Genomic DNA, 12,952 nt, shown 5'->3' on the forward strand with positions numbered 1-12,952 from the left:
ATGAACGCAAGGACCATCCTCTCCGCCGACGGTCGCGTCCGCCGCGCCTTCACGGTGTCGGACCTCTTCCGCATGGTCGAGGCCGGCATCGTCGGCGAGGACGAGCGGATCGAGGTCGTCGCCGGAGAGCTCTTCCCGATGGCCGCCAAGGGCATCCGCCACGAGGTGCTGAAACAGCACCTCAACCTTCACCTCGCGCTTGCGCTCCCGGCCGGCTTCACCTTCATCCCGGAGCCGGGCTGGACGCTCTCCGAGCTCCTCTATCTGGAGCCCGACTACCTGGTCTTCCCCGCGCGCCTCGGCTTCGCCGAGGTGAAAGGCCCGCAAGCGCTCCTGGTGATCGAGGTCGCGGACTCGAGCCTCGGCTACGACCTCGGCCGCAAGCCCGCCCTCTACGCCGCCGAGGGCGTGCGGGAATACTGGGTCGTCGACGCCCAGTCCCGGGAGACGCACGTCCACCGGGAGCCCGCGGGTACCGGCTACGCCTCCGTCCGCATCTACCCGGCGGCCGTGGAGCTGACGGCGGCGCTGATCCCCGGGTTCAAGGTCCGGATGGCCGACCTGCCGGAGACCTGACCTTCCGCCGCAGACCTCAGGCGGGCCGGAGATCCGGGACGGCACCCATGAAGTCGCGCTTGCCGATGTCGATGCCGGCCTGGCGCAGGATCGCGTAGGCCATGCAAAGGTGGAAGTGGAAGTTCGGCATCACGAAATGGAGAAGGTAGGCCTCGCCCGGCATCTTCATCTGGTTGGGGCCGACCGGGAACACGATTTCGCGGCCCGCGCCCGCATCGACCGCGGACGGCTCCAGGCCCTTCACGAAGGCGACGGTCCTCTCGATCCGGCCCTTCAGCTCCTCGATCGTCTTCTCCGTGTCGTCGTACTTCGGGGCCTCGTCCCCGGCGAGCCGCGCCGCGCCGTTCTTGGCGAAGTCGCAAGCGATCTGCACTTGCCGCGACAGCGCGAACATGTCCGGGATCAGCCGGGTGGCGCCGAGCACCGCAGGGTCGATCTTCTTCGCCACGCAATGGGCCGCGGCCTTGTCGAGGATGGCGGAGAGCGCCTCCAGCGAGCGGACGAAGACGGGCACGGACGCGGTGTGCAGGCTGAGCGACATGGAAATCCTCTCGGGCGGGTCCGGCGATCGGCCGGCGCGGGAGCCTGTCCTACCGCGCGCGGTCGCCCCCGTCCACGGCGCCGGCCGGAGGCGAAGGGCCGCAACCTTGCCCGCCCCCCGGCGCGTGATAACCTCGCCGGCACGATCGGTCCCGCCCGCCGGCGGGCGCGAGCCGATGCCGACCTCTCCGGGCCCTGCCCGGTTCCGAAATCCTTTCCGAGGGTGTCCCTTGTCCATGGCCGCCGAGACCGCTGCCCCTGCCGTCGACCAGCCGCGCGGCGACCTGACCGTCCGCACCATCGCGATGCCGGGCGACACCAACGCCAACGGGGACATCTTCGGCGGCTGGGTGATGAGCCAGATGGACCAGGCCGGCGGCATCGCCGGCGTGGAGCGGGCGCAGGGCCGCGTCGTCACGGTCGCGGTCGATGCCATGACCTTCATCCGCCCGGTCAAGGTGGGCGACGTCCTCTGCGTCTATACCGAGGTCGAGACCGTGGGCCGCACCTCGATGAAGATCCACATCGAGGCCTGGGCGCGCCGCTTCATGACCAATCATCGGGAGAAGGTCACGGACGCCACCTTCACCTTCGTGGCAATCGACGAGGACCGTCGGCCCCGCCCCGTTCCGCCGAAGGCCGACTGAGCGGCCGGCGGGCACGCACGGCCGGAGCCGAAGGCCTGCGGGGTCCGGCCGCGATAAGGTTCGGTGCAGGCGAGCTCCCTCGGGAACCCGCCCGCACCTGTCGCGTTGTGGATCGGACGGCTTGCAGCGCCGTCCGATACCTCATCCCTTCACGGTGCCAGCCGCGTCGGGACTATATCGAGACGGAAATCCTCAGTTCTGGGCGACGGTCATGTCGCCGACCCGCTCCACACGCACCTTGGCGACGCCGCTGCCGATGAAGCCGAGCTGGGCGGCGGCGCCGCGGCTCACGTCGATGATCCGGCCGCGCACGAAGGGGCCGCGATCGTTGATGCGGAGGAGAACGGCCTTGCCGTTGGAGAGATTGGTGACCTTCACCCGTGTTCCCATCGGGTAGGTCCTGTGGGCGGCCGTCATGGCGTTCTGGTTGAATCGCTCGCCCGAGGCGGTCGGCCCGCCGTGGTGGCTGCCGCCGTAGAAGGAAGCCACGCCGACGGTGTCGGCGAGAGCGGAACCGCCTGAGGTCGCTGCGAGGCCGAGGCCGAGGATCGCGACGAGGGTGCGGGGGACGCGCGGGGCGCGCGCCGTCGTCAGAGCAGTGTTCACGTGTCGGTTCTCCGATGGGTTGAATGGGCCTCGAACCGCGATTTTCCGATCAGCTCGAGTTTTGATTGCCCCTAGTCCGTTGTCCTAGCTTGCGGTTGTGGTGATGAGCGCGCCAAACGGCGTGCCCGCGGCACATCCGGGCCGATCCGCCGCCCGCGGCGGCCGGTTCGGTCCGGGATGATCGAACGGTTCAGGTCAGGGGGATGATCCCTGCAGGATCTCGAAGGTCACGTCGACCTCCGCGCCGAGCGTCGCCTCGCCGGCTTCGATCGGGGGCGCAGCGGCCTTGCTCGCCATCGGCCGCATGCGGGGCATCGGCATCTCGCGCGAAGTTTCCCGGATCTCCAGGACACGGCCGAGCCGAACGCCGGCCGCCGCCGCGTAGAGTTCCGCCCGCGCCCGGGCGGCCTTGACGGCCGAGGTCCTCGCCTCGTCGAGCCGCGCGTCGGCATCGCTGACCTCGAACGCGATGCTATCGATGGTGTTTGCGCCCTTGCCGACGAGCCGGTCGATCACCGATCCGGCCTTGGCCACCGGCGAGATCTCCAGCGACAGCGCGTTGGTGACCGCGTAGCCGGAAACCTCCTGGACCTCGCGCCCGTTCACCTTCCGGCTGGCGTAGACCGGCTGGACGAGGAGGCGGGCCGTCGAGATCTTCCGCTTGTCGATGCCCAGCGCCTCGGCCTCGGCGACCACCGCCGACACGGCCTTCGAGTTCTCCGCCAGGGCCTCCCCGGCGGTACGCGCCTCGGTCGCCACCCCGATGGTGAAGCGCACTACGTCCGGCACCGCCGTGACCTCGCCGCGCCCCGTGATCGTCAGGGAGGGCGAGACCGGCTCGGCGGCCTCGGCCGGTTGCACGCGGAGCGCGAGCACCCCGGTGAGCATCACGGCTGCGAGCGCGGTGGCCAGGCTGCCGGACCCTGAGAAAAAGCGCCGCCGCAGATACCGTAACGGCATCGCCGCAACCCCTTCCCGCTCGGCCCGACGACCCGCCCGGAGCCCGGCACAGTGAGCCGGCTCCGGTAAAAACGCGTTTTGTTTCATGCGGATACTCACTTCACTCCGCCGTGATGATCTTTTTACCATACGGCGGATCATGTCCATATCGTGGCGCGCTTGTCCCCGTTCCTCCGGGGTGCTAGTGACCGACCACCCAATCGCGCCGCAACCTTGACGGTGGAAGGCACGCGACGGGCCCGTAGCTCAACGGTTAGAGCTGGCCGCTCATAACGGTCTGGTTGCAGGTTCGAGTCCTGCCGGGCCCACCACGCACACGAGTATTCTCTGATGTGTCAATTCCAGATGGAGATTGCCGGAGCCGCGGTAACACGGCCAGGCAGGCGGTTAGAGCGGGTCTCCATGGGCCGCTGATCGGGGGAATGGATCGGCCCAATCCAAGCCAGTGTCTCGGATCGCGATTTGTTCTTTCCTGATCTGTGGGTCGCGTCCCAAGCAACTGTTCAGGTCAGCCAAGAAGAGGAATGGACCCTTGCTCCCGCACGGGCTCCAGACCCTCGGGGGAAGGGCTCCATCCCGCACTCTCAGCTTCTCACCGTTCAAACAGACACGGGCGAGCTGGTCGTAGAGGAAGTTCATGACCCAGACGTCGTTGGGACGGCATGCCGGCTTTCGGTCGTCCCGAAGCTTTGCCCTGACCCGCCGCTACGGCACCTTGTACCGGAGCTGAGGTTCCAACTCCCTGCAAAGCAGGTACGTTCTCTTGTGTTTCACCTGCCATCCCTCGCGCTGGAGCAGCACCTGGACGCCTGTAGCCGTACCGGACGCGCGTCGCACAGATCTCCCGGATGCGAGCCTTCGGACCGGCCCGACGCGAGCGGTAGTGGAAGGTAGACCTGTCGAGGGCGAGGATCCGGCAGGCTCGCTGGATCGACACGCCCCATACACCCCCGCACCGTGTCGACGAGCTTGCGCTTGCGACCAGGCCTCGGATTTTTCGGCGAACGAATCCTGCACCATTCCTTGTCGAGGGAGAGGTCGGCAACCAGCCTCTCCAGCTTGGCGTTCAAGACGAGCCCGTCAGTTGAACCCATCCTGGATGACATCCAGGCAGATCTGCCTGAAGCGCTGTCTCAACCATCGGTGGGCAGGATCGGCGTCCATGCGGGGATGCCAGATCAGCGAGATGGTCATCGGGTCGAGCGGGAACGGCAGGGCAAGGGTGGCCATGCCGTGCCGCAGGCTCGTCGTATGGCGCTCGGGCACCGTCGCGACGAGGTCGGACCCCCGGGCCATCATGAGCGCAGCCGAAAAACCCGAGACGACCACCGCGATGCGCCGCCTGTGACCGACCGCCGCCAGCGCGTCGTCGACCGGACCAGGCGGTGCGCCCGGGCGCCCCGCATGGACGTGACCGGCCGCCACATAGCCCGCAACGTCGATCGTCCCGGCGGCGAGCGGGTGACCCGCCCTGACCGCGCCAACGAAGCAATCCCTGAACAGCGCCTGCGCTTTGAGCTCCGGACCGAGCACGGGCCCCACGATCCCCGTCTCGAGATCGACCGTGCCCTCCCGGAGTGGCGTGCTGTCCCGCTCCGACTTCAAGACGAAGTCGAGGCGCAGACCCGGAGCCTCGTCGGCGAGCGCGGCGACGAGCGGGGCCCCGAACGTCTCCACGAAGCCGTCCCGGGTCCTGATCGTAAAGGCGCGCTCGATCGCCCGGGGATCGACCGGGCGTTCAGGTCGGAGCAAGTCTGCAGCGTCCTGCAGGAGGGGCGCGATGCGATCCCGCAGGGCGAGCGCGCGGGGTGTCGGGACGAGCCGGCGTCCGGCACGGACCAGGAGAGGATCGCCCGTCGCGGACCTGAGCCGCGCGAGCGTCCGGCTCATGGCCGACGGGCTGAGGCGAAGGCGCTCGGCCGCCACAGCCACGCTCTCGGTGGCGAGCAGGACGTCGAGTGCGACGAGCAGGTTCAGATCGGGAAGCGGCATGCACCGCAATCTAGCACACCCGCATTTGATACGGCGTTCCATGCAGCTATTTCCTGCAATTGCTGCGCGTTCCGCCTCATCAGCCGCGGCACTACAAGAGGCGAGGCAGAACCACCCAGAGGCGCAATCATGACCACGACCCATGCCGACCCCGTTCCAGACATCGCCGAGAGCCAAGGCACGGCCGCCGCGTCCTTGCAGTTCGGGGGGCTCGCCTTGTCTGTCCTGCTGGCCTCGATCGGCACCAGTTCGGCGAATGTCGCGCTGCCGACACTGAGCGCGGCGTTCGCGGTGCCTTTCGCGGCCGTGCAATGGGTGGTGCTCGCCTATCTCCTGGCGATCGTCGTCCTGATCGTCATTGCGGGCGCGCTCAGTGATGGCTTCGGGCGGCGGCGAGTCCTGATGGCGGGTCTGATCCTGTTCGCGGTCGGATCGGCGATCTCGGGGGCGGCGCCGTCCTTCGCGCTCCTCGTCGGCGCCCGGGCGATCCAGGGTGCCGGGGCCGCCGCGATGCTGGCGCTGGCCCTCGCCTTCGTCAGCGAGGTAGTTCCGAAGGAGCGGATAGGACGCGTTATGGGAACCATGGGGGCGATCTCGGCCGCCGGCACGGCGTTCGGTCCGGCGCTCGGAGGATGGCTGATCGCCAGCGTGGGCTGGCCAGCCGTCTTCCTGGTCAACGTTCCGATCGCTTTCGCGGCCCTCGGCCTCGTGGCCCGGACCCTGCCGCGGGACGCCGCCGCTGTGGCGGGGACACAGACGCGGTTCGATGCGGCGGGCGCCGTGACGCTGGGCCTGACCCTCGCCGCCTTCTGCTTCGCGACGACCGCCACGGCGCAGGCCGCCATCCCTCTGCTTGTCATCTGCGCGGCCGGTCTGGCGCTGCTGCTCAGGATCGAATCCCGTGCCGTCGTGCCGGTCATTCCGCTCGCGCTCCTGCGCGATCCGGTCCTGGCGCAGGGCCTGGCCCTCAATGCGCTGGTCTCCATGGTCATGATGGCGACCCTGGTGGTCGGACCCTTCCACCTCTCGCGCGCACTCGGCCTCGACCCGCCGCTGACCGGCATGGCCATGTCGGCCGGGCCGATCGTCTCGGCCTTGGCGGGTCGGCCGGCGGGGTGGTTGACGGACCGCTTCGGCCCGCCCGCGATGACCATCGGGGGTCTCGCCGCCATGACCCTGGGCGCGGCCCTCCTGGCCGCGTCGCCGGTGGCCTCGGGACTGGCCGGCTACCTCGTCCCTCTCGTGGTGCTCACCGCCGGCTATGCCCTGCTACAGGCGTCCAACAACACGGCCATCATGGGCAGCGCCCAAGCGGACCGGCGCGGGTCGGTCTCGGGCCTGCTCAATCTGACGCGATATATCGGCCTCCTGGCCGGCGCCTCCGGAGCGGCCGCTTTCTTCGCCATGGCCTCGGGGCTTGCACAGGATCCGTCTGCCGGCGCCGCTGCGGTCGCGTACGGCACGAGCCTGACCTTCGGCGCCGCCGCAGTGGCCACCGGCACCGCCGTGCTGGTCGCCGCTGCGCGGTGGGCGGGTTCTCCGCAGCACCGAAAAGCTGGACTACGAATGCTGCATAGACCGGATAAGGCGCTTCCACTTGCCGCGCGAAGCAAGTCAGGCTGAATCCGGGTGGCTGGAGAGTTGCAGAGCTGCACTGCCGTTAAAGAGTGACGGTAATGCCTTGAGCGGCCGAACGTTTCTTTCAGCGTTCAGCCGCTTGCCTACCAGTCAGAGCTGGCCACGATCGTGTAACCCGCAGCTCGCGCGCCAAGGTCTGCGCAGATCCGGTCGCCGACTCGGCACCAGCAGTGCCCTGCCAGCGGGTAGAATTCGATTCCGACCACCAACTCGGCCGGAAGGCCGCGGGCCGCGAGGAGTCGCCAGGCCGCCAGGGCGATCTCTTTGCAGGCTGCGCCGGGCAGGCGGGCCGCCGCGGCAATCACCTCGCGGTCGATCGCCGCGACCGTCGCCAGGTCTGGCGACCGCGTCGGGGCGCCGCCGGTGCCGGGCCGGAACGCCGAAGCCGCCGCGCCGAAGCCGAAGATCCTGACAGCGAGCCGGGCGAGAATCAGCAGACCTGTCGCGGATGGACCGCAAATGTCTTGGGCTGCGAGGAACGGTGCCAGGGCGACACGCGCCAAGATTCTGCGCATCCGGCGGCGAATCCGTCCCGAGCCGGTTTCGACCAGGCCGCGCCGCGCCAGATCGGCGCGGAAAGCGGCGAGATCGGCCGAGACCACGTCGAGGGGCACGCCGTAGTCGACAGCCACCGCGGCGGCCGCGTCCGCGGACGGTCCCGCTAGCATGCCGCGCAGCATGTCGGCGGCGACGGCCGTCAAACCGTAGAATGCGCCGTCCAGGTCCACCAGTCGCGCACCACCGTCGGGCGCGGCGACCAGATGGACGCCGAGGGCGAGCCGGCAGTCAGGAAGGCCGCCGTGGCCCTGTGCTGCCGCGCCGTTCATGCCTGTGTCGCCTCCATGTCCGGCACGGCATCGCTCAGGCATGGGACGGAAAGCGGAGGCGCGGCAGCGGAGACATGGCGCTCGAGCCAGATGAGAAGTGCCAGCATGAGGTCGATCCCCAGCGACTCTCCAGGATCCGTCAGCGCGCCCATGGCGGCCCGCCGGAGACTCCCGGCCAATCGCCCGCCATCGACGATGCCGAGATCCCGCTCCGCGGCACGGGCCAGCCGCTCGAGCTTCGGCAGGTTGCGGGCGAGGCCTCGGAAGTAGACCTCGTTGAAGTTCCGCTTGTCGGTTCGCTGCCGGATGATCTGCGGCACGCGGTCCGCCATCGCGTCGGCTAGGATCGGCTTCGACCGTTTGGGAACGGCGCGGGGCCTGAGGCGCAGGCCGAGTGCGAATCCGACCAAACGCGGATCCAGGAGGGGGTTCGCGACCAGGATGCCCTGTTCGGCGGCGAGACCGCGGCGCGGATCGCCGGCCAGCGCCGCGATCGAGGCGGCTGCAACCGAGAGGGCCGTGGGACCCGTGCCGCAGAAGAGCCGGGCCTCGGCTTGCCGGAACAGATCGGCAAGCCCTGCCTCCCGCGCGAAGTCCGGCGCGATCCAGGCCGGCACGGCCGCCGGACGGCCGAGAGCGAGCCACCGGCCTGCCGGGCCCCGCGCCGCCAGGGGTCGTAGGCCGAAGCGCCGCAGCACCGTGAAGGGATCCGCCCCGAACACCTGCCCCCAGGCAACACATTCGTGCCACGCGGACACGAAACGTCCAGCTCGGACGAGGTCTGCGACGTCGTATGGCGGGATGTCGAAGAGATCGTCGCCGCCGATCCCGGTCAGGATGGTGTCGGCCCCCGCTGTCCTTGCGGCGCCGAGAAGGGACAGATCCTGCGCCCCCGCCAGGACCGCGCCATGGGGCTCGTCCGTCGCCGCCTCGGCGTCGTCGTAGGCCAGCAGGTCGTCGGCCAGGATGAGATGCGGACGCAGCGATGGCGCGGCCGCGTAGGCGGTCTCGACAAAGGCCGCCTCGCCCGCGAGCGATCCGATCGCGCGGTAGATCAGCGAGAGGCCATAAAGCGGGGCAGCGCGCCCGGCCAGCGCCGCGGCGGTCAGCGCCACGGTCGAGGAATCCAGGCCGCCCGACACGTGGACCGCCGTCCGATCGCCGAGGCGCTCGCGAACGGCCGCGTCGATCAGCATGCGGGCATGCGCCGCGAGCTCGGCAGGCGTGGCGTCACCGGGATCGAGCGCCCGCTCCGCCCAGTTCCACGCCGCCCCGACGACCACCGGACCGTCCGGAAGGTCGACCGAAAGCAGCCGACCCGGACCGAGGCGATTCACCCCCTGCAGGATGGCGCGGTCGGTCACCCCGTCGGGCGAGGCCAGGAGCGGGGCGGCCAGCCATGCAGAAAGAAAACCGCGGTCAAGTGCCGACGTGCCAGGCGGGACCAATGTGTCGGCGGCCATGGAAGCCTCGAACTGCCCGTCCGACGCCCGCCAGTATAGGGGAAAAGCCCCCAACGGGTCGCGCAGGGCGTGTATCCGCCGCGCGCGCAGATCGTGGACGATCAGGCAGAAGTCGCCTTCGAGCCCGACCAGACCGTCGGCACCGCGGCGCTCGAAAAGATCGAGGCACCGCGCGGCATCGCCATCCGGCGTGGCGGGACCCGCGCCGCCGCCGGGCAGGTCGTGGCGGTAATGAAGCCGGCCGAATAAGGCCACCGCAGTCCGGCCGGACCGCGCGGTACCCGCCAACCGCCCCGCCTCCACAGCGCCGAGACGCCGGAAGACGACGCGCGACGCCTCCGCCCATACCGCGAAACCGCACCGCATGGTCGATCTCCTCGGCGCCGGGCCCCCGCCCCCGCAGCCCGGCGCTGACGAGAGCCTCGAGTATCTTAGGAACCCGAGCACCTCGCCAGCATGGCGTCAGCAGTTCGGCCGCGTCAGGGTTTTCCCGTTGCCGATGCAGTCCCAGTAAGTCTCAAGCATGGGGCCGCGAATAAGCTCGCGTGTTTCCCCGGCCTCAACCATCGCAGGAGCTTCGTATGACTTATCGGTCTCGGCCGCAGAGTGTTGATGAGCCGACCGTTCTTTCGTGACACGCATGTGAACATCCCTTTTCCAGGTTGAAACAAATATTCAATTTAGTTAATGTATTCGCGAGGGCCATGAGTTAGATCAAATGAATGCATCCGGACGAGCGCGGATCCCGCCAGCTTCGGTATCGCGAGGTCCGCTGCCGTCGCCACGTCGCTGACGAACCGGTCGCGTTCGGGCGTCCGGAGCGCCGTCCGCCACGATCCGGCCGGCCTCCAGTTCCACGACACGGTCGGCCACGTCGAAGTAGCGGTCGTCGTGCGAGACGACGATTAACGTCTTGCCATTCCGCTTCAATTCAGGCAGCAGGTCCCGATAGAACACCTCCCGGAAGGCGGGATCCTGGTCGGCGGCCCATTCGTCGAGTAGCACGAAGGGTCGGCGGTCGAGCAGCACTTGCACGAAGGCGAGGCGTTTGCGCTGGCCTGTCGAAAGGCCTCCCGCGATGACCCGGTCGTCCCGAAGTTGGACCTTGTCGGCGATCTCCAGCCGCCTCAGGGCGCCCGCCGCTGCCTCGGCGTCGCCGTCCGCTGCGAAGATCAGGTCGTCGAACAGGAAGTAGTCGAAGAAGATCACCGAAAAGAGCTGCCTGTAGGCGTCCGCATCGCTGGCGGCTCCGACCGGCCGCCCGTCGCAAAGCAGTTCGCCCGCGCTCGGTCGGTACAGTCCCAGCAACAGCTTGAGCAGCGTCGTCTTGCCGCTGCCGTTGCGGCCGACCAGGAAGACCGTCTCGCCGCGCCGGATGCTCAGATCGATCGGGCCGAGCACGAAGGGCACGGGCTGATTGGGCACGGACGGGAACGCGAAGGTCGCGCCGGCGAGCGCGACCGTATTTCCGGCGAACAGTCCGCCTTCGACAGGACCGGGGACTGCAGGGGCCGGTCCGATCTCGCCGCCTAGTCCGGCGACCCGGCGCAGAGAGGCCATCGCATCCGCAACGAGAGGCACACCGCCGACCAGCCGGTCGATCGGACCCTTCGTGTAGGTCAGGACCAGAAGGAATCCCGCTAGGGCGGCGCTGTCCACCGATAGCCAGTGCCCGACACCGAGGACCGCCCCCAACGTTGCAAAGAATGCGGTCGAGTTGCACGCCTGACCGCCGAAATAGAGCTGGAGCGTCGACGACAGCCGCCCGCGGATCCTCTCCACCGCGCCCTCCAGGCGCGCCATCGTGCGTTCCCGGCGGGCCCGGCCGATCCGGATCTCCTTGGCGCCGTCGATGATGGCCCGATAGGTGTACTGAAGTTCGTCCTGCTCGGCGCGCGCGGCCGCAAACCCTTCAATGCCGGCCCGATTGGCGGCGAGTTGCAGGCGGAAGCCGGCAAGCGCACCGAGGGCGGCCACCAGGAACAGAGGCAGTGAGAGCCAGGCCAGGTAGCCGAAGCAGCCGGCGATTACCGCCAGCGAGACGATCATTCCAGACAGATTGATCGTGAAAGCGCTGAGCACGCCGACGTCCACGTCCAGCATCGACAGGAGCCGATGCGGCTCCGCCGCCTCGATGTCCGCGAGCGGGGCCGCCGCCACGCGTCGGGCGAGGTCACGCCTCAGGGCTGCGACCACATGCTGACCGACCCGACCATTGGCCACGCCGCCGATGAACTCGCCCGCCACGCTCACGACCGCCAGTGCCGGCACGAACAGGGCCATGCGCAGGAGCGAGCCGCCATCCTGCAGCTCGCCATGCAGGAAGGCCAGCACCGCCGCGGTGGCGAGGCCGGTGATCCCGCCCGCGGCAACACCCAGGGCGGCGAGCGGCCAGAACGGCCGGAGCGTCTCCCAGGCCGCCGCGAGCACGCCGACCGGACGGACCTCCGTCATGGTGTTGTCCGGGGTGCGTAACGCCGCTGGATCCGCTTGGCCAATATCGCCGTCGGCACGATGCCGACAATGATCGGAACGAGGACGATCAGGACCGCCCAGGCCGGATCCTGCGGCGCCACCCAGCTCGCGATACCTACGCCGATCCCTGCCGCCCCGATCGCATAGACCGCGACCAGAAGTGTGATCAGACCGGCGGCCCGCCATGACCACTGGCCCTGCTGCTTGGCTTGGCGGTACGCGAGAATCGCGGCGGCCAGAACGGCCAACAGAGAAAGGAGGCTGGTCATCGTGCAGGCCTCATGGCGAGCAGGCCGCTTTCGACTGGCCGGTCAGCGCCGCCGTCTCCGGTGATCCACGGCCCGCCCGGCTATGGACGGCCAGCCAGTACCGGGGTTCGCATGCAAACTATTCCTAGCTGCCCACGGCGCTTTGACCAATCTCAACAACGCCGACAGCGCCGGCGGATGTCCGATTCCGCACATGGATGCGAGCACTGCAGTTCAAAGCGCCGTCGTTGACGGACCTCAATGCCCAGAGGGCTACGAAGCCCGAGGCTTCACGGGCCGCTCCCTCCGGGAGCCAGGCCGGATGCAAGGTCCGCCAAGGAGGCCGCCGCCCATGCTCGCATCTCTGATGAAGGCCCTTGTCGTGCTAGTATTCTTGCTCGTCTCCCGGGCAGCTTCAGCAGAGGAGCTGACTGGGATCTGGCGCGGCATCATGATGACGCCTTGGGGTCAGGCAATGAACATAGAGGTCATATTCATGCCGAATGCCCACTACACCAGCGCGGCATCCATGAACGAACTGATGACTCGCCACTGGGGCCATTACTCGGTGGGACAGAACTGGATTCATTTCGACTTGCAAGGTTGGAATCCGACTGAATACTGCGTGCCCGCCGGCTGTACGCGTCTTGCCTGGCCTCAGTCTGAAACCTGGTCGATTGTCTACTTTGACGGCCAGATTTTGCGCACGCCGAACGGGGAACTTCATCGGGCCCAATAGGCCGACGGACGCGGCTACCGAGGATCACATGACAGGCGTCGGCGCGCGCCACCATGGGCGCGGCCGAGAAGCCCGCGACGACCTCCGCGATACTTCGCTCGTGGCCGAGCGCCGCCGGCGCGTCGTCGACAGGGCCGGTCATCGGAACATGGACGACGAAGACCAACGGCCAGCCTCTGGAGGCGATCGGCCCCGCTCCCGAGGGTCGGGCCGAAGGCCGTGCGCGAGGCCGGGATCGCCC

The 12,952-nt window shown here is 68.7% G+C and carries 12 protein-coding genes, 1 tRNA gene and 1 pseudogene; 5 read left to right on the top strand and 9 right to left on the bottom strand.

Translation table 11 applies throughout. The annotated features are described in order from the left end of the window. Positions 1-576: a Uma2 family endonuclease gene (locus tag WBG79_RS19290; RefSeq protein WP_337358848.1), complete on the top strand. Its 576-nt coding sequence runs from the start codon at positions 1-3 to the stop codon at positions 574-576. A 16-nt stretch (positions 577-592) separates the two neighbouring features. Here WBG79_RS19290 and WBG79_RS19295 read toward each other — a convergent pair whose 3' ends face one another. Further along, positions 593-1,117, bottom strand: a complete 525-nt coding sequence (locus WBG79_RS19295; RefSeq protein ID WP_337358849.1) for a DUF1993 domain-containing protein — start codon at positions 1,115-1,117, stop codon at positions 593-595. A gap of 235 nt (positions 1,118-1,352) precedes the next feature. On the opposite strand from WBG79_RS19295, the gene WBG79_RS19300 reads away from it, so the two are divergent. Further along, on the top strand, positions 1,353-1,763 hold the full coding sequence (locus WBG79_RS19300; protein ID WP_337359379.1) for an acyl-CoA thioesterase: 411 nt from the start codon (positions 1,353-1,355) through the stop codon (positions 1,761-1,763). Positions 1,764-1,955: 192 nt separating this feature from the next. Here the strand turns inward: WBG79_RS19300 and WBG79_RS19305 are convergent, their stop codons facing one another. Beyond that, positions 1,956-2,369, bottom strand: a complete 414-nt coding sequence (locus tag WBG79_RS19305; protein WP_337358850.1) for a septal ring lytic transglycosylase RlpA family protein — start codon at positions 2,367-2,369, stop codon at positions 1,956-1,958. 195 nt (positions 2,370-2,564) lie between these two features. Further along, complete coding sequence (locus WBG79_RS19310) at positions 2,565-3,329, bottom strand: SIMPL domain-containing protein (RefSeq protein WP_337358851.1); 765 nt, start codon at positions 3,327-3,329, stop codon at positions 2,565-2,567. A gap of 235 nt (positions 3,330-3,564) precedes the next feature. Here WBG79_RS19310 and WBG79_RS19315 point away from each other — a divergent pair. Continuing rightward, positions 3,565-3,640, top strand: a tRNA-Ile gene (locus WBG79_RS19315). A gap of 268 nt (positions 3,641-3,908) precedes the next feature. On the opposite strand, the pseudogene WBG79_RS19320 reads toward WBG79_RS19315, so the two are convergent. Together WBG79_RS19320 and WBG79_RS19325 are read right to left on the bottom strand one after the other, a co-directional pair. Beyond that, positions 3,909-4,396 (bottom strand): annotated as a pseudogene (locus WBG79_RS19320) (IS3 family transposase); the annotation flags it as partial. A 13-nt stretch (positions 4,397-4,409) separates the two neighbouring features. Next, complete coding sequence (locus WBG79_RS19325) at positions 4,410-5,321, bottom strand: LysR family transcriptional regulator (protein ID WP_337358852.1); 912 nt, start codon at positions 5,319-5,321, stop codon at positions 4,410-4,412. A gap of 129 nt (positions 5,322-5,450) precedes the next feature. Between WBG79_RS19325 and WBG79_RS19330 the strand changes: the two genes are divergently transcribed. Then, the gene (locus tag WBG79_RS19330) at positions 5,451-6,944 is read left to right on the top strand and encodes an MFS transporter (protein WP_337358853.1); all 1,494 of its coding nucleotides are present in this window, start codon (positions 5,451-5,453) and stop codon (positions 6,942-6,944) included. Between the two features lie 98 nt (positions 6,945-7,042). On the opposite strand, the gene WBG79_RS19335 is transcribed toward WBG79_RS19330, so the two are convergent. The 4 genes from WBG79_RS19335 to WBG79_RS19350 form a co-directional block, all read right to left on the bottom strand. Next, positions 7,043-7,786, bottom strand: coding sequence for a lasso peptide biosynthesis B2 protein (locus WBG79_RS19335; RefSeq protein WP_337358854.1), 744 nt, complete (start codon positions 7,784-7,786; stop codon positions 7,043-7,045). Beyond that, positions 7,783-9,615: an asparagine synthase-related protein gene (locus WBG79_RS19340; protein ID WP_337358855.1), complete on the bottom strand. Its 1,833-nt coding sequence runs from the start codon at positions 9,613-9,615 to the stop codon at positions 7,783-7,785. The genes WBG79_RS19335 and WBG79_RS19340 overlap by 4 nt, the downstream gene beginning before the upstream one ends. A gap of 348 nt (positions 9,616-9,963) precedes the next feature. After that, a complete protein-coding gene (locus WBG79_RS19345) occupies positions 9,964-11,703 on the bottom strand; it encodes a cyclic peptide export ABC transporter (RefSeq protein ID WP_337358856.1) in 1,740 nt (579 codons plus the stop codon). Beyond that, positions 11,700-11,993 carry a hypothetical protein gene (locus tag WBG79_RS19350; RefSeq protein ID WP_337358857.1) on the bottom strand — a complete coding sequence of 98 codons (294 nt, stop codon included), beginning with the start codon at positions 11,991-11,993 and terminating at the stop codon, positions 11,700-11,702. Before WBG79_RS19350 ends, WBG79_RS19345 begins: the two co-directional genes overlap by 4 nt. A gap of 331 nt (positions 11,994-12,324) precedes the next feature. Here WBG79_RS19350 and WBG79_RS19355 point away from each other — a divergent pair, with 331 nt between their 5' ends. Next, positions 12,325-12,711: a hypothetical protein gene (locus tag WBG79_RS19355; RefSeq protein WP_337358858.1), complete on the top strand. Its 387-nt coding sequence runs from the start codon at positions 12,325-12,327 to the stop codon at positions 12,709-12,711. Positions 12,712-12,952 lie beyond the last annotated feature (241 nt).

Source organism: Prosthecomicrobium sp. N25 (assembly GCF_037203705.1).
GTDB lineage: Bacteria > Pseudomonadota > Alphaproteobacteria > Rhizobiales > Ancalomicrobiaceae > Prosthecodimorpha.